The following is a 21,367-nucleotide window of genomic DNA, read 5'->3' on the forward strand; positions in this document are numbered from 1 at the left end:
CGCCGTTACAGTGGCGAGTACCGGTAATTACAGTCGTTTTAGAAGTTCCCAAACCACGATCATGTTTGCGTTGTCGCGTGATCGACTCCGCTTACCCGCTGTTGGCGCCGCATGAATTGGCGCAAACCGGCCAGGCGCTCTTTGGAGCAGGCTGGCGCGCTGCGCTCGCGCATGCGATCGGTGTCAAGGAAGCCGAGATCGTGTCGGTCGAGAGCGGCAACGCTGCCGCGCCTTCGGAATGGCGCGCTCAGCTCATTGCCTTGGCGCAAGACATGGCGCTGCGTTCGCTGGAAGTCGCGAACAATCTCTTGTGGCGTGATCTGCCCGAGGAAGCGCCGCAGGAGCTCTACGCGCCGCAAGCGCCGCGTTACGCTTAAGCGGTTTGCCGCTCGCCTTCGCCCTGATTGGTGAGGCGCTCTTCCAGCATCTGAACCGTGTCAGCGACTTGCTCAAGCGTGCGGACGCTGCGGAGTTCGATGCCGAGGATTCGCTCTTCGACGCGGCGGCGCAGACCGTCAAACTCGGCGGCGAGGTTGTAGTCCATTTCCGTGTGCTCAAGGCTCGCAAGACGGCGATCATTGTCGCTGACGAAGCGCACGATATCGGCGCGCAGCGTTTCCAGTGCTTCCGTCTGACGGACTTCCATGGCGCGAATGCGTTGCTCGAATTCAGCGATGCTTGGCGCTTGAACCGGGGGCGGCGCAGCGGCGTGAGCGCGCTCCATGGCGCTCAGGCGATTCTTCAGTGCAATGATATCTTCGCCGGTGGCCGAGGCTTGCAGGCGCTCGACGACGGCGACGCGGCTTTCCAGGGCCGCCACATCGTCAGGCGAAGTCATCGCCTGCAGGCGCTCCACAGAGCTGAGACGCCCTTCAAGCGAGAGGATATCGTTCGGGTTGGCGACCGGCATTTCGCGAATGGCGATGGTGTCGAGCCGCAGATCTGCGAGCGCGACTTCTACTTTGTGGAGACGATCGTCCGACTGCGAATTGGCCTCGGTGTAGTTCGTGGTGAGGCGGCCCAACATGCGGACGAGGTCTTCGGTCTTGTCGGCGGCGATAAGAGCGGCGTTATCTTGTGCGTTGATCCGCGCGCTCATGGCTTCGATGCGCTGCAGCAGATGCGGATCGTCCGCGCGCGCTACGGCCTGGCGCAGCACGTTCAGTTGCGTTTCGATGTCGGCGAAGCGATTGGCGCTGGCCTCTTCGATGTTGCGGACGAGATTGGCGTCTTCACCGCTTCTGCCCATCGCTTGGCGCAGCAGATTCACTTGCGCTTCAACATCAGCGAGTTTGCCGCGCGAGGCGGCGTCGCAGAGGGCGGCTTCCGCTTTCTCAACGCGCTCGCTGAGCGCCGGCAGCGTGCGGAGTGCAAGATCGATGACGGTGAGGCGGGCGCTGGCGCCTGCTTGCAGATCGCGCAAAGCGGCGATTTCGTCCTGAAGCGCTGTGCGGGTCAGTTCGGTCGCTTGATGTGCGTTGGCGCGGCCGATGGCGATGTCGCCGGCTAGCTTTTCCAGCGCTGCGATCGTTGAAGCTTCGACGCGTTCATTGTCGGCGCGGAGTTGGAAGTGAGCTTCGAGCACTTCCGCTTCGTGACGCGTCAGGCGCGCGGCGAGGGCATTGGCTTGTTCGCTGGTGTGGCCAAGAACCTGAGAAATGCGATCGACGCTGGCTTTCTCGGACTCGTCAACGCGTTGGAGCAACTGGGTCCGCAACGCGGCAATTTCATTGGCCCCGTTGGTGAGATTGGCGTCGAGCATTTTGAGGCGCGCGAGAGCGCCTTGCTGACGTTCTCGCAGATCGGCGATTTCGTTTGAGAGGTCGCTATGGGCACTTTCGAGCGCTGCGCGGTGAGCCTGTGCCTCGCGCTGGACGTCGGCCGCCAGCGCCGCGCCGGCTTGGCGGAGGCTTTCGGCGGTTTCTTCAAGCGCGATTTGGGAGGCGTCTTCCATGTCGGCCATGCGCACCTGCAGGTGCTGCGCGGTCAGGGCGCTTTGACGCTCCATCTGATCGACACGGTCTGACAGGCCTTCCATGCGCTGGGCGGCGTCGGTGAACGCGGCGTGCACGCGGCGGCGGGTTTCATCAACGCCGTCGGCGACGCTCTGCTCGAGCGATTCCCGAACGCCGCGAAGCTCGATGATGAGCTGGGCGACGGCGGCGTCGGCTTGAGCGGCCGCTTCGTCAGCGGCGGACGCGACCTCACGGAGGCCGCTCTTGAGTCGGGCGCTGATTTCTTCGGCGAAGGCGCTGAAATCGCCAGCGACGGCGTATTTTAGGGTTTCGTGCGCGTCGGCCAGAACGGCGGTGTTGGTTTCGGCGCGGCGGGCGCTCGCATCTACATCTTGGACATGATGGCTGAGCGCTGCGATGGCGCTGGCGAGGCCCTCATGCGCGGCGGTATTTTCACTGACGCGGGCAGCAGCACTCTCGGTAGTGTGTTGCTCAAGCTCGATCAGCTTTTGGGCGGTATCCCGCAGGCCATCCTGCAGCGCCTGGGCGGTGTCGCCCGCAAAGCATTCGAGCTCGCTGACGCGGTCTGCGATGTCGACTACCGCCGTATCGAGTGTGCGCACCGAGGCGTCGACGCTTTTGGCTGTGCTCTCAAGGCGGCGCTCAAGTGCGCGAAAGCGCGCGCGCGCGCCGAACTCACCTAATTCCGGAGCGGAGGACTCTTCTTCCACGGGTTCCACGGATGTGACGACCGCTTGGTCGAGGATTGCGGCCTGAAGAACTCTGTTCGTCAGGTAATCGGACAAGCTGACGCCCAGGCGCTGGGCCTCTTCCACGGCGTGTTGCCGTGTTTCAGGGTCAACACCCTTCAGCACCCATGCACTGTCACTCATTGGTCAGCCTTTTGCGGTCCCCAGCCCCAAGGGATGCCGCATCGTGCTTAAGGCCACGTAAAATCGAAGGTTTTCGCTTCGTTAAAGTGGCGCACCAAATTTCCGCGCCACAATTCGTTCAGCTTTCGCTCACCTTTGTGACGCGCTGAGTTTTTCCAGCGTTTTGCCAATCCACCCGGCGCAAATCATGTCATCCTTTGCACGTTGTTTGGGCGGATCGTGAGCGGCGCCACAAACCTCACCTTATCGCCGCCAGATTCGCATGGCATTTTTGTAAGCGTCGTCTCGGAACCGGAGTTCTGTTCTTATGTAGGTTGGTGAGACGCGGACGGAGACATGATGTCTGAAGATCTTTTTCGCAGTTACGCCCGCTCGTTCGAGCAGCGTCGAGAAGCGGAAATGTCGTTGCAGGACTTTCTAAGCCTCTGCCGCGACGATCCCATGGCCTACGCGAGCGCGCATGAGCGTCTGCTCGCGGCGATCGGTGAGCCTAAGATGGTCGATACGTCGAAAGACGCACGGCTCGGGCGCGTGTTCATGAACCGCACTATGCGGGTCTATCCTGCCTTCGCTGAATTCTACGGCATGGAAGAGACGATCGAGCGTATCGTCGCGTTCTTCCGTCACGCCGCGCAGGGTTTGGAAGAGCGCAAGCAGATCATCTATCTGTTGGGCCCTGTCGGAGGCGGCAAGTCCTCGCTGGCGGAGCGCTTGAAGGCGCTGATGGAAGATCAACCGATCTATGTGTTGAAATCGGGCGATGAGCTTTCTCCTGTGTTCGAGCACCCGTTAGGCTTGTTCGATCCAGCGGTGTGGGGCCAACGCCTCGAAAACGATTACGGCATTCCGCAACGCCGCTTGAATGGCTTGATGAGTCCGTGGTGCGTGAAGCGCCTCGACGAGTTCGGTGGCGACATCGCCAAATTCCGGGTTGCTAAGATGAACCCGTCGCGCTTGCGGCAAGTCGCAATCGCCAAGACCGAACCAGGGGACGACAACAATCAGGACGTCAGCTCGCTCGTCGGCAAGGTCGATATTCGCAAACTCGAAATGCACGCGCAGAACGATCCTGATGCATATTCCTACTCAGGCGGTTTGAACCGCGCCAATCAGGGCATGCTCGAATTTGTCGAGATGTTCAAAGCGCCGATCAAGATGCTGCATCCGTTGCTGACCGCGACACAGGAAGGCAATTACGTCGGCACCGAGAATATCGGCGCCATTCCGTTCACCGGGATCATCATGGCGCACTCGAACGAGGCCGAATGGCAATCGTTCAAGAATAACAAGAACAACGAGGCCTTCATTGACCGCATCTACGTGATCAAGGTCCCGTACGTGCTGCGTGTTCAGGAGGAGCAGCGCATTTACGAGAAGCTGATCCGCGGTTCGGAATTGTCGGAGGCGCCGTGCGCGCCGGGCACACTTGAAATGCTGGCGCGTTTCTCGGTGCTCTCTCGCCTGAAGGAGCATGAAAACTCCAACGCGTTCGCGAAGATGCGCGTCTATAACGGTGAGAGCCTGAAGGAAGTCGATCCGAAGGCGCGCACGCTGCAAGAATACAAGGACGCAGCCGGCGTCGATGAAGGCATGGAAGGCATCTCGACGCGCTTTGCGTTCAAGGTGCTGGCCGCGACCTACAATCACGACACGACTGAAGTCGCTGCCGATCCCGTGCACTTGATGTACGTGCTCGAACAGCAAGTTCGCCGCGAGCAATACCCGCAAGAGCAAGAGGCGCGCCTGCTCGAATTCGTGAAGGCGGATCTGGCGCCGCGCTACGCCGAGTTCATCGGCAACGAGATCCAGAAGGCGTACCTCGAATCCTATCACGACTTCGGTCAGAACCTGTTTGATCGCTACGTGGACTTCGCAGACGCTTGGATCGAGGATATCGATTACAAAGATCCCGACACCGGCCAACTGCTCAATCGCGAATTGCTCAACCAGGAGCTCTCAAAGATCGAAAAGCCTGCCGGCATCGCCAATCCGAAGGATTTCCGCAACGAAGTCGTTAAGTTCACGCTTCGCGCGCGCGCGGGGCATGGCGGCAAGAACCCGTCGTGGACGTCGTACGAGAAGATCCGCGAAGTCATCGAGCGGCGGATGTTCTCGCAAGTTGAAGATTTGCTGCCGATCATCTCCTTCGGCTCGAAGAAAGACGGCGACAGCGAAAAGAAGCACGAGGAGTTTGTGTTGCGCATGGTCGAGCGCGGCTACACCGAGCGGCAGGTCCGCCGGTTGGTCGAGTGGTACATGCGCGTTAAGCAAGCGGGGTAGGCGGCCGGCCATGAACATCATCGACCGGCGCTTGAACCCTGGCGGGAAGAGTTTCGCCAATCGTCAGCGCTTTCTGCGCCGCGCGCGTGCTCATGTACGCAAGGCGGTGCGGGAAGCCTCGTCGAGCCGCTCGATCAAAGATGCGGGCAAGGGCGGCGAAGTTTCGATCCCCGCGGGCGGCGTGCACGAGCCACATCTGCGCCGCTCGGGGCAGGGCGGCGTGCGCGACTACGTGCTCCCCGGCAACAAGAAGTACATTGAGGGCGATAGCATCGCGCGCCCCCCGCAAGGTGGCGGACAGGGCTCAAAGGCCAGCGATAGCGGCGATGGAGAAGACGAATTTCGGTTCGCTCTTTCGGACGAAGAGTATCTTGATCTCTATCTAGAAGATCTCGAATTGCCGGATCTCGCCAAGCGGCAGGTGACGGGCGCAAAATCGGTGCAATGGCGCCAGGCGGGCTATTCGGTGTCTGGGCCGCCGTCGCGGATTTCGGTGCCGCGCACGTTGCGTCACTCGATGTCGCGCCGCATCGCGCTGAAGCGGCCGAAGCAGGACGAGATCAACGCGCTGCGTGAAGAGATCGAAAAGCTCGAGCGGGAAGGCGGCCAGTTCGAAGCCTTGGTGGCGAAGCGCAAAGAGCTTGAGCACATCATCCAGCGTTCGAAGCGCATTCCGTACATCGACCCGGTCGACGTGCGTTATCGTCGCCTGGAGTCCAATCCAAAGCCGATCGCCAAGGCGGTGATGTTCTGCCTGATGGATGTCTCCGGCTCGATGAACGAGCACATGAAGGATTTGGCGAAGCGGTTCTATTCGCTGCTCTATCTCTTCTTGAACCGCCGCTACGAACATGTGGACGTGGTGTTCATCCGCCACACCCACGAAGCTTCGGAAGTGGACGAGCAAACCTTTTTCTATTCGCGTGAAACCGGCGGCACTGTTGTTTCGACGGCGCTCTTTAAAATGGCGGACATCATCCGCGAGCGCTATCCGGTCGATCAGTGGAATATCTACGCCGCGCAAGCCAGTGACGGCGACAATACCTCCAGCGACAACGCCGTGGTGCTTGGCCAATTGCGCGACGTGATCCTGCCGATCTGCCAATACTATGCATATGTCGAAGTCGGTATGGACGACGAGGAAGAGCAACCGGGCGCTGGTGAGCCGAGCACGAACCTTTGGCGCGCTTATCGCCGTGTGTCTGTCGATGCGCCGTTCGCGATGCGCAAAGTCAGACATCGCCGCGATATCTATCCTGTGTTTCGCGAATTGTTCGCCCGCCGCCCGGAAGGCGTTGCAGCGGATGGCGCCCAATGACTTTGCTCGCACCCGGCAACAAGTTGCTCTTCCAGGGCCCGGATTGGAATTTCGACCTTATTCGCCGCGTCCATGACGCATGCGGGGAGATCGCGATCAACGAGATGGGGCTCGATCCTTATCCAAATCAGATTGAAGTGATTACGACCGAGCAAATGCTGGATGCGTACGCATCGACCGGCATGCCGCTGTTTTATCGCCACTGGTCGTTCGGTAAGGAGTTCGCGCGCAACGAGGCGCTTTATCGCAAAGGCTATCAGGGTCTCGCCTATGAGATCGTGATCAATTCCAATCCGTGCCTTGTCTACATCATGGAGGAGAACTCCGCGATGATGCAGACTTTGGTGATTGCGCACGCCGGTTACGGCCACAGCCACTTCTTTAAGAACAATTATGTGTTCAAGCAGTGGACCGATGCGGACGGCATTCTCGACTATCTGGAATTTGCGCGTGGTCTGATTGCGAAGTTCGAAGATCGTTATGGCCATGAGGAAGTGGAACGGGTGCTCGATGCCGCGCACGCTCTGCAAAGCCACGGTATCCATCGCTTCCCGCGCAAGCGCATGCCCGACCTGCGTTCCGAGCAGCGCCGGGAGGAGGAGCGCCGCTTGCACGGCGAGCAGCTCTTCAACGATCTTTGGCGCACGGTGCCAGTCGGCAAACGCAAGTCTGGCAAGGACGATGACGCGCGCCGCAAGGCTCTGCTCGGTTTGCCGGAAGAGAATTTGCTCTACTTCCTGGAAAAGACCGCGCCGCGGCTTGCGCCATGGCAACGCGAGATCCTCCGCATGGTGCGGATGATCAACCAGTATTTCTATCCGCAGCGGCAAACGAAGGTGATGAACGAGGGTTGCGCGACTTACGTGCACCATCGCGTCATGACGCGGCTGCATGAAAAGGGGCAGATCGACGACGGCGCGTTTCTTGAATTCCTGCACTCGCATACGAGCGTCGTGATGCAGCCGGATTTCGACGATCGCCGCTATTTAGGCATCAATCCGTACGCGCTGGGCTTTGCGATGTGCTGCGATATCGACCGCATCTGCACCAACCCCACCGATGAGGATCGCGAATGGATGCCCGACATTGCCGGGAATGGCGATGCCTACGGCACGCTGCGCAATATCTGGGCGAACTTCCGTGATGAGAGCTTTGTCTCGCAATACCTCTCGCCGCAATGCATTCGCGACTTCGGCTTGTTCAATGTCCACGACGATGAAGCGGTCGAGGATATGAACGTGTCGGCGATCCATGATGAACGTGGGTACCGGAAAATCCGCCGGGCGCTGTCGAAGCGTTACGATGTGGCTTACAGCGATCCGGATATTCAGATCGTGGATGTCGATCTCGCCGGCGACCGCAAACTCATCCTCTCGCACCGCGTCCTCGATGGCATGACCCTGGAAGGGGGCGATGCCGACAAGGTGTTGCAACACGTCGCGGACCTTTGGGGCTACGATGTGAAACTGGTGGAAGCGGACGATTCAGGTGTTGTGCGGGCCGAATACAGTGCGAGCCCGCGCCGGCCGTTTATGTGAGCAGTCTGAACGCTGCTCAGTGGTGCTGTTCCATGCAGACGATGCCTATGTTCTCGTCATCCATGGCGATGTAAGCCCAATCAAGATCGGCCTTGGTGATCGGATTTCCGCCGGAGACGATTGTCCCGGCTTTTGGACGCTTGGAGAGCCTGTTCATCAGGCGCGCAATTTAAGTCGAACATCCCGTAGAAATCACCAGCAATTTGCCGCGCCACTTCGACGGTGAACCAGGGACGGTTGTCTGTAGAATCGATTCTACGCTGCAGGCGCGCAGCGAGGTGATCGTCAGGATCGCCGCAATGCGGGTCCAAGTGATGGCGAATGTCCCACTGAGGATCAATCCAGCGCTCGCCTAGCGCGGACATGTGTAGCGACCACACGAAGCTATTGGCGGCGGCCTTTGGGTGGATGATCATCGCGTGACGCGAACGCGATGGTGACGCCACCATCTTGGCCAAGCTTGCTTTCATCCGTCGCCATGAACTCGTCGAAGGCCATGCGTGTCCCTAAAATCCGATCCGCTGCAAACCTTCGGCGATGGCCGGATCAACTTGCACGTCACGCGCACTGATGGGGCGGGTTAGCCGCAGTGTCTCCATGCTGCGGGCGCGGGAAAGCGCGACGTAGGTCTGGCCTGGCGCGAAGGCGCCGCGGCCAAGATCAATCTCTACGCTATCGAGCGTCATGCCTTGCGCTTTATGGATGGTGAGCGCCCAGGCGGGCGCGAGCGGGAATTGCACGTATTTGAATTCCTCTTTCACCTCCATGCGGTTTTCCTTAGCGTTCCAGCTCCAGCGCGCTTGCGGCCAGACGGCGCGGCCAACATCGACTTCTTCGCCAGCGTCGAGCAGCACTTGGACGATGTCTTCGTCGAATGCTTTCACGGTTCCGAGTGAGCCGTTCACCCAGCGCCCCTCGGGATCGTTCTGCGTGAAAATCACACGTGCGCCGCGTTTCAGCACCAATTCCATAGGCGCCGGAAAACGATCGCTTTGCGCTTTGGGCGCTTCGCCTTCGAAGCCGCCAGTGTAGCGCGCCGCCGTGCCTTCAAGCGATGACAGGCCGCGCGCGTTGTAGCCATCGGCGACGGCATTGGTGGCGCAGAGCAGAACCGGACGCTTCGGAAGCGAGCGGTCAAGGCAAACTGTGTTGAGGATTGTCACCGCTTCTTCGATGCCGCGCCGTTCGCGGATCGAGGAAAGAATTGAGATGAAGTCCTGATTGGTTTGCCGATGCACTTCGGTGAGTTCGACACCCGCGATTGGCGCATCGCGCAGGCAGTGGGCTGAGAACGCGTAGGGACTGTTATAGCCTGCGTCCTCTAGCAGCTGGCCTTCATCGCCGCGCACGACCGGTGGCAATTGATAAAAATCACCGACGAGCAGCATCTGCACACCGCCGAAAGGCCGCGAGCTTTTGCGCGCCACTTGCAAGTGCGTGTTCATGGCGTCGAGCACATCGGCGCGCAGCATCGAGACTTCGTCGATGATTAAACGTGAGATCGCGCGCGCGGTGCGGGTGAAGAAGTAGCTCGGTTTTTCGGCGTTGCCGATGAGCGGACGTGGCGGAAAGCCGAAGAACGAGTGCACGGTTTGGCCGCCGATATTCATGGCGGCAAGCCCAGTCGGCGCCAGCAGCGCCTGTGGATAGCCCGGATTGCTTTCAACCAAGCTGCGGATGAAGTGGCTTTTTCCTGTGCCCGCGCGTCCAACGAGCATCACCACCGGCGTGCGGTCATTGATCGCGGCGTAGGCTTCGGCAATCGCAGGATCTGGAAGGGCGGGAATCGACATGCGATTTGTATATAGAGGCAGATCGGGCTGCGCTAAGCTCCGAAGCTGAGGAGTGAGCGAACATGCGCATAATGTTGATTGCCGCGGCCTTGTTGGTTTCGGCTTGTGCTCAAACCGAAACGCCTGCGCCGGATCCTGCGGCCGTCAGCGTTGGCGCGGAGCTTGAGGCGATGGCGGCTGATGGGCGCGAGATCGCTACCGCACAGTGCGCGGCTTGCCATTCGGTTGGTGAGTATGGCGAGAGCCCGAATCCGCAGGCGCCGGTCTTCCGCACGATCTTTCAACGATATGATCCGGCGGTGCTCGAGGACGAATTGATCGCCGGCATTCGCGTATCGCACCCGATGCCGGATTTTCAGCTCAACCCGCAAGGCGTGGATGAGCTGATCGTCTATCTACGCAGCATTCAGGAGCCGCCGCCCGTGACGCATTAAGTCAGAGCGACCAGCGCAAGTGCGCGGAGAAGGGCGCCGGCAAACCATCGAAGTTGAGCTCGACGGGCTCAGTGATGGATGTCGTTTCCGCCGTGATGAAACTGCGGCGGGCTTGCGCGCGCGGCGTGCGTGAGGCGTGTCCCTGCGCGGGCGCAAAGCGCGTCCACGGCGTGATGGCGACGGCCTCGGTTTGCGGGGCGGCGGCAATTTGTGAGGCGTCTTGCGGCACAACAAGCTTGGGCACGCGCGGCGCGACGAGAATGGTCTCGTCCGTCAATCCCGCAATGGCGGCGAATTCCTCTGCGCCGATCATTTGCGGCACGCGTCCGCTGATGCGGAGCTGCATGTCGAGTTCGTAGGTCGCGCCCGACGGTTCGATGACGCGCAGTTTCACGGCGTGGATGGTGTTGCGCTCACTGTGCAGAATATCGTCAGCGGCGACGGTAACAACGCCCATGGCGCGATCCACCACGAAACGGCCATTGGCGTCATCGAGCAAATAAAAGCCCGGCGCGGTCTCCGGCTGCAGCATGTACGGCGAGACATGCGCCACAGCGCTTTCGATCGCGGTGCGTGCGGGCGTGCGCGAGGGGTCGATCTCGATCGAGTCAAACTTTTGCGCAAAGGGGTCGAGTGGCGGAATCATGATCCCGCCACTCTGCCTGCTTATGACTAACGCGCCGTGAAATGCGCGTTGGTGTTGTGTTTACGCTTGGTCGCCCCAGCCGTACGCGCCCTTAACTTCCAGGAAGTCTTCGAGGCCGAACGGACCGCCTTCGCGGCCAATGCCCGATTGTTTGTAGCCGCCGAATGGTGAGCCGAGGCCGCCTTGCGCGCCGTTGATATGCACCATGCCGGCGCGCAATTGGCGCGCGACTTTGCGCGTGCGCTCTTGCGAGCTGCCCTGCACGTAGGCGGCTAGGCCGTACGGCGTGTCGTTGGCGATTTGCACCGCTTCTTCTTCGGTTTCGTACGGAATCACGACCAGAACCGGCCCGAAGATTTCCTCGCGCGCGATTGTCATCTGATTGTTCACGTCGGCGAAGACGGTCGGCTTCACATAATAGCCGCGATTGAATCCGTCCGGACGTCCCACGCCACCCGCTGCGAGGCGTGCGCCTTCGTCGATGCCTTTCTGAATGAGGCCCTGAACCTTTTGGAATTGGTTGGCGTTCGCCAGCGGGCCGATGGCGCCGGCTTCGGCGGACTCAGGCGCTTGCACCTTGATCGAGTTCGCAGTGGCGGCGGCAATCTGCACAACCTCTTCGTACTTGGCTTTCGGCGCCAGCATGCGTGACGGTGCGTTGCACGATTGGCCGGTGTTCATCGCCATGTGCATCATGCCGCGCGCGACTGAGGTTTTGAGATCCGCGTCGTCGAGGATGATGTTCGGGCTCTTGCCGCCGAGTTCAAGCGCGACTTTTTTGATACCCTTGGCGGCGTTTTCCATGACTGATTGGCCGGCGCGCGTTGAGCCGGTGAAGCTCAGCATGTCGACATCCGGGTGAGCTGAGAGCACCGCACCGACGCCAGGGCCGTCGCCATTGACGAGATTGAAAACGCCAGGCGGTACGCCGGCCTCATCGAGGATTTCCGCGAACAAAATGCCGTTGAGCGGCGCAAGTTCTGACGGCTTCAGCACCATGGTGCAGCCCGCTGCGAGCGCGGCGCCGACTTTGGCGCAGATTTGATTCTGCGGCCAATTCCATGGCGTGATCATGCCGACGACGCCGATCGGCTCCTTCAGGATGCGGCGGCCCTTGCCGTAATCGTATTCGAAATCGAAGGTATCGAGCTGCTTGCGCGCATCGATCAGATAACCAAGGCCTGCCGGCGCTTGCGCGGCGTTCGCGAGCGGCATCGGCGCGCCCATTTCCGAAGAGATGGCGGCGGCCATTTCAGGCAAACGGCGCTGATAGACGGCGACGACTTTGTCGAGGATCGCTTTGCGCTCTTCGACCGAGGTTTGTGACCAGGTCTCGAACGCCTTCTTCGCGGCAGCGACGGCCTTGTTCACGTCCTCCGCCGAACCCAGAGAGATGCGGCCGATCGGTTCTTCGTTGGCCGGGTTGATGACGTCATGCGCACGGGCTTTGGCCGGGGCGACCCACTTGCCGTCGATGTAGAAGTTCAGGTGTTCGCGCATGTCGTTCCTCCGCGGATTTTCGGTGTCACTAGCAGATATAGGGAGGGGCGGCGAGTTCGCGCGGCGGCAATGTTGCGCTATGCCCCGCGGCGATGGATGAGCACCGCCCCTTACGCACCTTTGGCCGAATCAAAGCGCGGACGCTAAAGCCGCGCCAAGCCGGGTTGATGGAAAGCCTGCTGCCGCATTTGGCTGTGCCGGAAGAGGGCGCGATCGATGTCGCGCAACTTTTCTCTGGAAGTCCGCCCCCTGGCGGGCCGGGGGGTGGAGCCCCCCCGATCGCGCATTCGGGCGATACCTCCGTAAGTAGGGAGGCGCTCGTTTTGGAAATTGGCTTTGGCGGCGGCGAGCACCTAGTCGCTCAAGCCAGCGCACGCCGCTGGACGCGCTTCATCGGCGTAGAGCCGTTTCTCAATGGCGTGGCTTCGTGCCTGCGGCACATCGAGGAAGCCAACGCGCAGAACATTCGGCTCCATAGTGGTGATGCCCGTGACGTTATCGCCCGCCTGCCGGACGCTTCGCTCGACGGCGTTTATATTCTCTTCCCCGATCCTTGGCCGAAAGTGCGCCACCATAAACGCCGCTTGATTCAGCCTGAATTCCTGGACGAACTGGCGCGGGTGATGAAGCCCGGCGCCGAGCTGCGCTTCGCCACCGATTGGGCGAACTACGCGAGCTGGACCCTGGAGAAGGTAACGCGTGATGCGCGCTTCATGTGGCTGGCCGAGAGCGCCGAGGATTGGCGGGCGCCTTGGCCTGGGCATGTGACGACGCGTTACGAAGCCAAGAAGCTTGGTGATTGTGCGCCGATCTGGCTCCGCTTCATGCGTGCGCCGATTGTGTGAAAAACACGTAGGCACACCCGCTTGCGAGGTTGCCGCCACCGGCGCCAACCGCGATTTCGCGCCGAACCCGCTGATTGTCACGCTGATGCCGGTCGCCGGTGTGGCGTCGGCGGAGCCCTTGTCGGCGCCGGCCGAGGCCGCTCCGGCAGAGCCCGCGCCTCAGCAATAAGTAGTGTGGTGAAGGCGGCGTTCGCCTGGTGTGAGCGTCGCCGGCCGCTTCGAGGGGGCTTGGCGTAGCGGCAAAGAACCGCTATACGCCGACCCAATACATCGCTGATGTCTCCGATGGAGACGCAGCGGCGGGCCGAAAGCCCGCCGCTTTTTTAATGCTCGGGAGCCGCCTCTGCGCGCGACAAACCCAGTTGAAGCGCGCGTCATCGCGCAGATTGAGCCGACGGCTGCTGGCCTTGGCTACCGGGTCGTGCGTGTGCGCCTGTCGGGCAATCGCCGCAAGCGCCTTCAGATCATGGCTGAGCGCGTAAGCGACGGCGAAATGGGCATCGACGATTGCACGAAGCTGTCGCGCGCCTTGGCGCCGGTGTTTGATCTCGAAGATCCGGTGCAGGGCGAATACGACCTGGAAATCAGCTCGCCGGGCATCGATCGGCCGCTGATGCGGGTCGAAGATTTCGAACGCTTCTTGGGTTTCGACGTGAAGGTCGAAACGGCTGTGCCGGTCAACAATCAGCGCCGCTGGAAGGGTGTGATCGCCGCCGTGAACGGCGATGACATCACGCTGACGACAGATCAGGGCGAAGCCAAACTAAAGTTTTCCGCGCTGTCGGACGCGCGCCTCGTGCTGACCGACAGGCTGATCGAAGACGATTTAAGACGTGCGAAGGCGGCTGAAGCCGTCACTGAACAGAACGCTGACGAAGGGTAATACAAATGAGCACCGGCATTTCAGCAAACCGGATGGAAATTCTGCAGATCGCTGACGCGGTCGCGCGGGAAAAATCGATCGACAAAGAGATCGTCATCCAGGCGATGGAGCATGCGCTGCAGAAAGCCGCTCGCTCGCGTTATGGCGCAGAGCACGACATTCGCGCCACCATCGATCCCAAGACGGGTGAGATGGAACTGAAGCGCGTGATGACGGTGGTGGACGAGTCGATGCTCGATCCCGAGACCCGCCCGTTCAATCCGTCGACCGACATCATGCTGAATGTTGCGCAAAAGACCGATCCGGAAGCGGTGATTGGCAAGGAATACAGCGAAGGTCTGCCGCCGATCGAATTCGGCCGCGTTGCCGCGCAAACCGCCAAACAGGTCATCAATCACGAAGTTCGCGAAGCTGAGCGCGAGCGCCAGTTTGGCGAGTACAAGGATCGCATTGGTGAGATCATCAACGGCGTCGTGAAGCGCGTTGAATTTTACAACGTCATAGTCGATCTCGGCCGCGCCGAAGGCGTGATCCGCAAGTCGGAGAGCATTCCGCGCGAAAATCTGCGCGTCGGCGATCGCACCCGCGCTTACGTTTATGACGTCCGCCGTGAAACCAAAGGTCCGCAAATCTTCCTGTCGCGCGCCAAGCCGGAATTCATGGCCCGCTTGTTCGCGCAGGAAGTGCCGGAAGTGTACGAAGGCGTGATCGAGATTAAGGCTGCGGCCCGCGATCCGGGATCGCGCGCCAAGATCGCCGTCATCAGCCACGACAGCTCGATCGATCCGGTCGGCGCTTGCGTTGGTATGCGTGGCGCGCGCGTGCAAGCCGTTGTCGGCGAGTTGCAGGGCGAGAAGATCGACATCATTCCGTGGTCTTCGGATCCGGCGACCTTTATCGTGAACGCGCTGCAGCCGGCGGAAGTCTCGAAGGTCGTGCTCGATCCCGAAGACGCCCGGGTCGAAGTCGTGGTCGGCGAAGCGCAGCTCTCGCTCGCCATCGGCCGCCGTGGCCAGAACGTTCGTCTTGCCTCGCAGCTCACCGGTTGGTCGATCGACATTCTGACGGAAGCCGAGGAATCGGAGCGCCGTCAAAAGGAATTCGCGACCCGCACCGATCTCTTCATCAAGGCGCTTGAAGTGGACGAAATGTTCGCTCAGTTGCTCGCCTCGGAAGGTTTCGAGACAGTCGAGGAAATCGCCTACGTCGACGCGATTGAGCTGGCGTCGATCGAGGGCCTCAACGATGAGATTGCCGAGGAACTCCAGGCGCGTGCGCAGGAATACCTCGAAAAGCTCGCCGCTGAGCTCGAAAACAAGCGCGTTTCGCTTGGCGTCGCCGACGATCTGAAGGCCGTCACCGGCCTCACGGCGCCGATGCTGGTCGCGCTGGGCGAGAAGGGCGTGAAAACGCTTGAAGACTTCGCCGGCCTCGTTGGCGATGACATCCGCGGTTACTTCGAGACCAAGAATGGTGAGCGCGTGCGTGAGCCGGGCATTCTGGAAGAGTTCCAACTCACTTCGGAGCAAGCCGACCAGCTGGTGTTGAACGCGCGCGTTGCCGCTGGCTGGATCGAGGCGCCGCCGGAGCCTGAAGAAGAACCTCAAGCTGAAGGAGACGCCGACGATGTCGCCCGCGTCTTCCCAGATAGAGGCTGAGGGGCCGCGCCGCGAACGCGAGCGGCGCTGCATCGTTAGTGGCGATCACGACAGCGGCGCGAACCTTGTGAGGTTCGCGCTCTCGCCCGATGGCGTCGTAACGCCAGATGTTGCGGCCAAGCTTCCTGGTCGCGGCGCCTGGGTTCGGGCCGATCGCGCCATCATCGAGCAAGCCTCGAAGAAGGGCGCGTTCGCGCGCGCCTTCAAGACGCAAGTGACGGTTCCCGATGGGCTGGCCGATAGCGTTGAAGCGTTATTGTCACGCCGTTGTCTCGATCAACTCGGGCTTGCTCAACGCGCCGCCGCAATCGCTGTTGGTGCGACACAAGTAGCGGCCGCTATCCGTTCAAAACCGGCGCTTTTGCTGATCGAAGCAGAAGATGGCGCCGAAGAGGGTCGCGAAAAGCTGATGAGCCTCCATATAGGGCTCTGGGGCCGGCCACCTGCCGCCGTTGGCTGCTTTAAAGCGGCGGATTTGGGCGTGGCGTTGGGGCGGGAACGTGTGATACACGCTTGCCTGCTTCAAGAGCGCTTGGCTTCGGTTTGGGCGGCTGAAATCGGCCGCCTTTCGGGTTTTCGCCCCGTCGTTCCAAGCTCTTGGCCCACACCCTGGCGCTCTGGTCTGGGACTGGGCGGCGCGGACACTGAACCTGAGAAGGGGCAGAACCGCGGCGAGCCCCAGGACGTTTGAGAGTGCACGTTTGTGAATACCACGCGTGACCACGAATTTAGGATTGGCAATACCACTGCATGTCTGACGGCAACGAACAGAAAGACTCTCCTTCCGGCCGCAAGCCGCTGACGCTGACGCGCACCACCGCCACGGGCACGGTGCGTCAGAGCTTCAGCCATGGCCGTACGAAGCAAGTGGCCGTCGAGGTGCGTGAGAAGCGCTCCATCAACCGCCCTGGCGCCGGCGCTGCAGCACCCGCTGCTGGCCCTGGCGTTCCGCCGCCGCTGAAGACGCGCGCCGCACCTGCGCCTGAGCCGCTGCAACCAGCGCCGCGTGCGCCGACGGCGCCGGGCGCGATCTCGGACGAAGAAGCGCGCCGCCGTGACGAAGCCGTTCGCCGCGCGATGGCTGATCGTGAAGCGCGCGAAGAAAAGCTCCGCGCCGAGGAAGATCAACGCCGCGCCCTGGATGACGCGCAGCGCCGCAAGGCAGCCGAAGTCGCCGCCATCGAGGCGGAAGCCGAAGCGCGCCGTCGCGCCGAGCAGGCAGAACAAGAACTGGCGCAAGTTGCAGCTGAACGCGCTGCCGCGCGCGCTGCTGCTCAAGCTGCGCAGCAACAAGGTGGTGGCGCAGCTCCGACGCCGTCGCTGCTCGACGAGCTGGGCGGCCGGGTGAAATCGACGCGCAAGCCTGCGCCGGTTGCGCCTGTGAAGCCCGCGAAGAAGGGCGAACCGAAGCGCCGCGAAGGCAAACTGACGCTCGACATGGTTGAGCGCGAAGTGGCCGGCGACGATGACCGCGTCCGTTCGCTCGCGGCGTACCGCCGTGCACAGCAGAAAGAAAAAGAACGCCGCGCCAAACTCATGGGCGGCGGTGAGCGCGATCAGATCAAGCGCGAAGTGATCATCCCGGAATCGATCACGGTTCAAGAACTCTCGAACCGCATGGCTGTCCGTGTGGCTGACATCATCAAGTACATGATGCGCCAGGGCCAGATGATGAAGCAAAGCGATGAGCTTGACGCCGATACGGCGGAGCTGATCGCGACTGAGTTCGGCCACAGCGTGAAGCGCGTCGCGGAATCGGACGTCGAAGAGGGTCTCTCTGGCGCCGAAGACGTTGATGATCACCTGCTGCCGCGTCCGCCGGTCGTGACCATTATGGGCCACGTCGACCACGGCAAGACCTCGTTGCTCGATGCGCTTCGCCAGACCGACGTTGTGTCAGGCGAGCATGGCGGCATCACCCAGCACATCGGCGCCTATCAGGTGCGTTTGCCGGACGGCCAGCGCGTCACGTTCCTCGATACCCCAGGCCACGCCGCGTTCAGCGCGATGCGTGCGCGCGGTGCGCAAGTCACCGACATCGTCGTGCTCGTTGTCGCGGCCGATGACGGCGTCATGCCGCAAACGGTTGAAGCTATTCACCACGCCCGGGCTTCCGGCGCGCCGATCATCATCGCGATCAATAAGATCGATAAGCCCGACGCTAATCCGACGCGCGCGCTGACCGATTTGTTGCAGCATGAGATCGTTACCGAAGCGCACGGCGGCGACACGCTCGCGGTTGAGGTTTCGGCGTTGAAGAAGATCGGCCTCGAGAAGTTGGTCGAGACCATTCTGTTGCAAGCCGAGGTCATGGACCTGAAGGCGAACCCGGATCGTCCTGCCGAAGCGACGGTGGTTGAATCCAAGCTCGATAAGGGCCGCGGCACGGTCGCGACCGTTCTGGTGCAGAAGGGCACGCTAAAGCGTGGCGATATCGTTGTCGTCGGCGCCCAAGTTGGCCGCGTTCGCGCGATCACCAACGAGCGTGGACAGCAATTGCAATCTGCAGGCCCTTCAGAGCCGGTCGAGATCATGGGTCTCGAAGGCGTGCCGGAGCCGGGCGATGTTTTGAACGTCGTCGAGAACGAGCCGCGTGCGCGCGAAGTTGCGAACTATCGTGCTCGCGCCAAGAAGCTGAAGACCACCTCTGGTCCGACGCGTACCGGCACGTCGCTCGAAAGCATGATGGCGAAGTTCAAGGATTCGACGGCGAAAGAACTGCCGATCCTGATCAAAGCTGACGTGCAAGGTTCGGCTGAAGCGATCGTTGGCTCACTCGATAAGCTGGCGCACGAAGAAGTTCGGGCGCGCGTTGTGCTTTCGGGCGTCGGCGCGATCAACGAATCCGACGTCCAGCTCGCCAAGGGCTCGGGCGCGCCTGTCATTGGCTTCAACGTCCGTGCCTCGAAAGAAGCGCGCGATCTGGCCGAGCGTGAAGGCGTTGAGATCCGCTATTACGCGATCATTTACGATCTGATCGACGACATTAAGGGCGTGATGTCGGGCATGCTTGCGCCGCATACGCGCGAGACTTTCCTCGGCAACGCCGAGATTTTGGAAGTGTTCAACATCTCCAAGGTCGGCAAGGTCGCGGGCGTGAAGGTCACCGAAGGCGTCGTCCGCAAGGGCGCGAAAGTCCGTATTCTGCGCGACAACGTCGTTATTCAGGAAATGGGCACGCTCACCACCTTGAAGCGCTTCAAGGAAGAAGTGGACCAAGTGCAGATGGGCCAGGAATGCGGCATGAGCTTCGGCCAATTCCAGGACATCAAGCAGGGCGATGTCATCGAGTGCTTCAACGTTGAAGTGGTGCAGCGCTCGCTCTGAGGCGTGACATGCGGCGGATAATCCTCACAGCCATTGCAGCTATGACGCTGAGCGTTGGTGCGTGCGAGCGCAACAGCGACAAATCCAACGTTCCCGGCGAGCGGCCGCAGACCGTCGTCGAGCCGGAGACGCGCGTCGACACGGTGCCGCAAGAAGAGCCGGCGATCGCGCGTTCGCAATGGCGCGCCGCCAATGAAGACGCACGTTCCGTCACCGGCAATCTGCGTGTCAGCTTGCAGGGGCGCCGCGGTGGCCCGCTGGTGTTTGCGTTCGCCACCGGCGTCACGGTCGTTGGCCAACCGTACAATGTCGTTCCCGCGGACTCGCGCTCGGGCGTCGGCGGTCAAAGCTTCGCCGCCGTGCTTGGCGGCGATCCGCGCGTCGAGACCTATCTCTACCGGGTCGAGTCCGAGAACGTGACGCCGAGCGCGCCTCATGGCGGCCTCTGCGGTGAAGCGGTGACGCGCCACCTGGCGGTCAGCGAGTTCGTCGATGGCGCGGGCCGTTGGGTGTTCAAGATCGCCGCGTTCAGCGGCGACGCCCGCCCGCCATCGAGCTCGGATCCGCAGCTCTGCAACGCCTACGCGTACACGGCGCAGTGAAATGAAACGCAAGTCTCGTGGTCATGAGGGCGCAGGTCCCTCGCAGCGCCAATTGCGCGCGGCTGAACTCGTGCGCCACGCTCTGGTCGATATCGTCGCGCGCGAAGAGCTTCGTGATGCGGACCTCAAAGGCGCCTACGTCACCATTGGCGAAGTGCGCGCCTCGCCGGATCTGAAGCACATGACGGCGTTTGTCTCTTCTCTTGGACCAGGCGATCCGCAACGCATCGCCAATGGGCTGACGCGCATCTCTTCATTCTTGCGTGGCCGTCTGGCGCGCAGGATCGATCTGAAATTCACGCCCGAACTGCACTTCCAGCCTGACATTTCCTACGACGAAGCGCGCCACATCGAGGAGCTTCTCGCCAGCCCTGAAGTCGCGCGCGATTTGAAGCACGACGACGAGGAAGAAGAGGGCGAGCGCTAATGGGCCGCCGGAAGAAAGGCGACGATGTTTCCGGCTGGGTCGTGCTCGACAAGCCGGACGACATGACCTCGACTCACGCGGTTTCTGCCGTCCGCCGCATCTTCAATGCGCAGAAGGCCGGCCACGCCGGTACACTCGATCCGCTGGCTTCCGGCATCTTGCCGATCGCGTTGGGCGAGGCGACGAAGACTGTGCCGTGGCTAATGGAGGCGCGGAAAACGTACCTCTTCACGATCAAATGGGGTGTCTCGACCGATACCCAGGATCGCGAAGGCAAAGAGGTTGCGTCCTCGCCGGTTCGGCCAACGCCGGAGGCCATTGGCGCGGCGCTGCTCGCGTTCATCGGCGACATCCAACAGGTGCCGCCGCAGTTCAGCGCCGTAAAGGTCGACGGCGAACGCGCTTACGATCTTGCCCGCTCGGGCGAGACCGTTGAGCTCGAGCCGCGCCAGGTCACGGTCTACGAGGCCGAGCTCGTCGAGACCGATGGCGACCTCGCCACCTTCCGGTTTCGCTCCGGAAAAGGCTTTTATATCAGAGCTTTGGTTCGCGATCTTGCGGCCAAATTGGGTGCGGAGGGGCACGTTTGGCGCCTCCGCCGCACCGCCGTCGGCCCCTTCACCGAGGCCGATTCTGTCACCCTCGACGCGCTTGTGGATTTAGGTCATAAGGGCGCCGCGTCAGAACGCCTTAAACCCGTTGAGACCGCGCTGGACGACATCCCGGCACTGGCCATCAATGGAGAGGACGCGTTCAAGCTCAGACAGGGACGGCCGATCGTCCTCCTCCCGCATGTGGTGGAGACGTTGAAGCCGCAGTTTCGAGATCGCCTTATCGGCGGTGTCGATGCGTCCCGGGCGGCATTGGCTCTCTATGAGGGCAAGGCCGTGGCTCTGGGTGACGTGCGAGCCGGGCGCTTTGAGCCTAGCCGCGTGTTCAACATCTCTGACTAAGAGGAGTCCCGATGTCGGTAACTGCAGAGCGCAAAGCTGCGCTCATTAAAGATAATGCGAAGAGCAAAGGCGACACTGGTTCGCCGGAAGTTCAAGTTGCGATCCTCTCTGAGCGCATCGCCAACCTGACCGAACACTTCAAGACCCACAAGAAAGACAACCACTCGCGCCAAGGCCTTCTGAAGATGGTCAGCCAGCGCCGCCGGTTGCTCGACTATTTGAAGAATCGCGATGCCGCCCGTTACCAGGCGATCATCGAGAAGCTGGGCCTGCGCCGCTAAGCGCTCACCCGGTGAAGGGTGCTGGCGCAAACGC

18 protein-coding genes and 1 pseudogene are annotated in these 21,367 nt (G+C 61.4%); 14 read left to right on the forward strand and 5 right to left on the reverse strand.

The window, feature by feature from the left end; all coding sequences use genetic code 11:
• Positions 1 to 77: 77 nt before the first annotated feature.
• Positions 78 to 377, forward strand: a complete 300-nt coding sequence (locus tag ATE48_RS10780; RefSeq protein ID WP_066771307.1) for a hypothetical protein — start codon at positions 78 to 80, stop codon at positions 375 to 377.
• On the opposite strand, the gene ATE48_RS10785 is transcribed toward ATE48_RS10780, so the two are convergent.
• A complete protein-coding gene (locus ATE48_RS10785) occupies positions 374 to 2,848 on the reverse strand; it encodes a coiled-coil domain-containing protein (RefSeq protein ID WP_066771309.1) in 2,475 nt (824 codons plus the stop codon). The genes ATE48_RS10780 and ATE48_RS10785 overlap by 4 nt on opposite strands.
• Before the next feature lie 339 nt (positions 2,849 to 3,187).
• On the opposite strand from ATE48_RS10785, the gene ATE48_RS10790 reads away from it, so the two are divergent.
• The 3 genes from ATE48_RS10790 to ATE48_RS10800 are packed head-to-tail and all read left to right on the forward strand — an operon-like array spanning position 3,188 to position 7,984.
• Positions 3,188 to 5,128 (forward strand): PrkA family serine protein kinase, encoded by a 1,941-nt coding sequence (locus tag ATE48_RS10790; protein ID WP_228126585.1) that lies wholly within the window; start codon positions 3,188 to 3,190, stop codon positions 5,126 to 5,128.
• Between the two features lie 10 nt (positions 5,129 to 5,138).
• Positions 5,139 to 6,446, forward strand: coding sequence for a YeaH/YhbH family protein (locus ATE48_RS10795; protein ID WP_066771315.1), 1,308 nt, complete (start codon positions 5,139 to 5,141; stop codon positions 6,444 to 6,446).
• On the forward strand, positions 6,443 to 7,984 hold the full coding sequence (locus tag ATE48_RS10800) for a SpoVR family protein (protein WP_066771317.1): 1,542 nt from the start codon (positions 6,443 to 6,445) through the stop codon (positions 7,982 to 7,984). The genes ATE48_RS10795 and ATE48_RS10800 overlap by 4 nt, the downstream gene beginning before the upstream one ends.
• A 16-nt stretch (positions 7,985 to 8,000) precedes the next feature.
• Here the strand turns inward: ATE48_RS10800 and ATE48_RS19785 are convergent, their stop codons facing one another.
• Positions 8,001 to 8,141: a hypothetical protein gene (locus tag ATE48_RS19785; RefSeq protein WP_156767728.1), complete on the reverse strand. Its 141-nt coding sequence runs from the start codon at positions 8,139 to 8,141 to the stop codon at positions 8,001 to 8,003.
• A 349-nt stretch (positions 8,142 to 8,490) separates the two neighbouring features.
• Positions 8,491 to 9,777, reverse strand: a complete 1,287-nt coding sequence (locus ATE48_RS10805) for an ATP-dependent DNA helicase (RefSeq protein ID WP_066771320.1) — start codon at positions 9,775 to 9,777, stop codon at positions 8,491 to 8,493.
• 62 nt (positions 9,778 to 9,839) lie between these two features.
• Here ATE48_RS10805 and ATE48_RS10810 point away from each other — a divergent pair, with 62 nt between their 5' ends.
• Positions 9,840 to 10,211 (forward strand): c-type cytochrome, encoded by a 372-nt coding sequence (locus tag ATE48_RS10810; protein ID WP_083197300.1) that lies wholly within the window; start codon positions 9,840 to 9,842, stop codon positions 10,209 to 10,211.
• Position 10,212: 1 nt separating this feature from the next.
• Here the strand turns inward: ATE48_RS10810 and ATE48_RS10815 are convergent, their stop codons facing one another.
• Together ATE48_RS10815 and ATE48_RS10820 are read right to left on the reverse strand one after the other, a co-directional pair.
• Complete coding sequence (locus ATE48_RS10815) at positions 10,213 to 10,857, reverse strand: hypothetical protein (protein ID WP_066771326.1); 645 nt, start codon at positions 10,855 to 10,857, stop codon at positions 10,213 to 10,215.
• A gap of 60 nt (positions 10,858 to 10,917) precedes the next feature.
• Positions 10,918 to 12,357: an aldehyde dehydrogenase family protein gene (locus ATE48_RS10820; protein ID WP_066771328.1), complete on the reverse strand. Its 1,440-nt coding sequence runs from the start codon at positions 12,355 to 12,357 to the stop codon at positions 10,918 to 10,920.
• A 92-nt stretch (positions 12,358 to 12,449) separates the two neighbouring features.
• Between ATE48_RS10820 and trmB the strand changes: the two genes are divergently transcribed.
• The 9 genes and pseudogenes from trmB to rpsO all read left to right on the forward strand — a co-directional run bounded on the left by trmB (position 12,450) and on the right by rpsO (position 21,333).
• On the forward strand, positions 12,450 to 13,202 hold the full coding sequence (trmB, locus tag ATE48_RS10825; RefSeq protein WP_066771333.1) for a tRNA (guanosine(46)-N7)-methyltransferase TrmB: 753 nt from the start codon (positions 12,450 to 12,452) through the stop codon (positions 13,200 to 13,202).
• A 337-nt stretch (positions 13,203 to 13,539) separates the two neighbouring features.
• Positions 13,540 to 14,085, forward strand: a pseudogene (gene rimP, locus ATE48_RS10830) (ribosome maturation factor RimP); the annotation flags it as partial.
• A 5-nt stretch (positions 14,086 to 14,090) separates the two neighbouring features.
• Complete coding sequence (nusA, locus tag ATE48_RS10835) at positions 14,091 to 15,743, forward strand: transcription termination factor NusA (RefSeq protein WP_066771337.1); 1,653 nt, start codon at positions 14,091 to 14,093, stop codon at positions 15,741 to 15,743.
• Positions 15,712 to 16,434, forward strand: a complete 723-nt coding sequence (locus ATE48_RS10840; RefSeq protein ID WP_066771347.1) for an RNA-binding protein — start codon at positions 15,712 to 15,714, stop codon at positions 16,432 to 16,434. Before nusA ends, ATE48_RS10840 begins: the two co-directional genes overlap by 32 nt.
• 59 nt (positions 16,435 to 16,493) lie before the next feature.
• Positions 16,494 to 19,070, forward strand: coding sequence for a translation initiation factor IF-2 (infB, locus tag ATE48_RS10845; protein ID WP_066771350.1), 2,577 nt, complete (start codon positions 16,494 to 16,496; stop codon positions 19,068 to 19,070).
• An 8-nt stretch (positions 19,071 to 19,078) separates the two neighbouring features.
• On the forward strand, positions 19,079 to 19,672 hold the full coding sequence (locus ATE48_RS10850; RefSeq protein WP_156767729.1) for a hypothetical protein: 594 nt from the start codon (positions 19,079 to 19,081) through the stop codon (positions 19,670 to 19,672).
• A gap of 1 nt (position 19,673) precedes the next feature.
• Complete coding sequence (gene rbfA / locus ATE48_RS10855) at positions 19,674 to 20,099, forward strand: 30S ribosome-binding factor RbfA (protein ID WP_066771354.1); 426 nt, start codon at positions 19,674 to 19,676, stop codon at positions 20,097 to 20,099.
• A complete protein-coding gene (gene truB, locus ATE48_RS10860; RefSeq protein WP_066771359.1) occupies positions 20,099 to 21,052 on the forward strand; it encodes a tRNA pseudouridine(55) synthase TruB in 954 nt (317 codons plus the stop codon). The genes rbfA and truB overlap by 1 nt, the downstream gene beginning before the upstream one ends.
• Before the next feature lie 11 nt (positions 21,053 to 21,063).
• Positions 21,064 to 21,333 carry a 30S ribosomal protein S15 gene (rpsO, locus tag ATE48_RS10865; protein ID WP_066771363.1) on the forward strand — a complete coding sequence of 90 codons (270 nt, stop codon included), beginning with the start codon at positions 21,064 to 21,066 and terminating at the stop codon, positions 21,331 to 21,333.
• Positions 21,334 to 21,367: the final 34 nt, after the last annotated feature.

Origin of the sequence: Candidatus Viadribacter manganicus (assembly GCF_001679665.1) — a bacterium.
Classification (GTDB): Bacteria; Pseudomonadota; Alphaproteobacteria; order Caulobacterales; family Aquidulcibacteraceae; genus Vitreimonas; species Vitreimonas manganica.

Coding starts and splice junctions, on each gene's coding strand:
- nusA (WP_066771337.1), top strand. CDS start 14,091: ATGAGCACCGGCATTTCAGCAAACCGGATGGAAATTCTGCAGATCGCT.
- ATE48_RS10815 (WP_066771326.1), bottom strand. CDS start 10,857: ATGATTCCGCCACTCGACCCCTTTGCGCAAAAGTTTGACTCGATCGAG.
- ATE48_RS10820 (WP_066771328.1), bottom strand. CDS start 12,357: ATGCGCGAACACCTGAACTTCTACATCGACGGCAAGTGGGTCGCCCCG.
- ATE48_RS10850 (WP_156767729.1), top strand. CDS start 19,079: ATGCGGCGGATAATCCTCACAGCCATTGCAGCTATGACGCTGAGCGTT.
- ATE48_RS10795 (WP_066771315.1), top strand. CDS start 5,139: ATGAACATCATCGACCGGCGCTTGAACCCTGGCGGGAAGAGTTTCGCC.
- ATE48_RS19785 (WP_156767728.1), bottom strand. CDS start 8,141: ATGAACAGGCTCTCCAAGCGTCCAAAAGCCGGGACAATCGTCTCCGGC.
- ATE48_RS10785 (WP_066771309.1), bottom strand. CDS start 2,848: ATGAGTGACAGTGCATGGGTGCTGAAGGGTGTTGACCCTGAAACACGG.
- ATE48_RS10840 (WP_066771347.1), top strand. CDS start 15,712: ATGTCGCCCGCGTCTTCCCAGATAGAGGCTGAGGGGCCGCGCCGCGAA.
- ATE48_RS10805 (WP_066771320.1), bottom strand. CDS start 9,777: ATGTCGATTCCCGCCCTTCCAGATCCTGCGATTGCCGAAGCCTACGCC.
- ATE48_RS10810 (WP_083197300.1), top strand. CDS start 9,840: ATGCGCATAATGTTGATTGCCGCGGCCTTGTTGGTTTCGGCTTGTGCT.
- infB (WP_066771350.1), top strand. CDS start 16,494: ATGTCTGACGGCAACGAACAGAAAGACTCTCCTTCCGGCCGCAAGCCG.
- trmB (WP_066771333.1), top strand. CDS start 12,450: ATGGATGAGCACCGCCCCTTACGCACCTTTGGCCGAATCAAAGCGCGG.
- rbfA (WP_066771354.1), top strand. CDS start 19,674: ATGAAACGCAAGTCTCGTGGTCATGAGGGCGCAGGTCCCTCGCAGCGC.
- truB (WP_066771359.1), top strand. CDS start 20,099: ATGGGCCGCCGGAAGAAAGGCGACGATGTTTCCGGCTGGGTCGTGCTC.
- ATE48_RS10800 (WP_066771317.1), top strand. CDS start 6,443: ATGACTTTGCTCGCACCCGGCAACAAGTTGCTCTTCCAGGGCCCGGAT.
- rpsO (WP_066771363.1), top strand. CDS start 21,064: ATGTCGGTAACTGCAGAGCGCAAAGCTGCGCTCATTAAAGATAATGCG.
- ATE48_RS10790 (WP_228126585.1), top strand. CDS start 3,188: ATGTCTGAAGATCTTTTTCGCAGTTACGCCCGCTCGTTCGAGCAGCGT.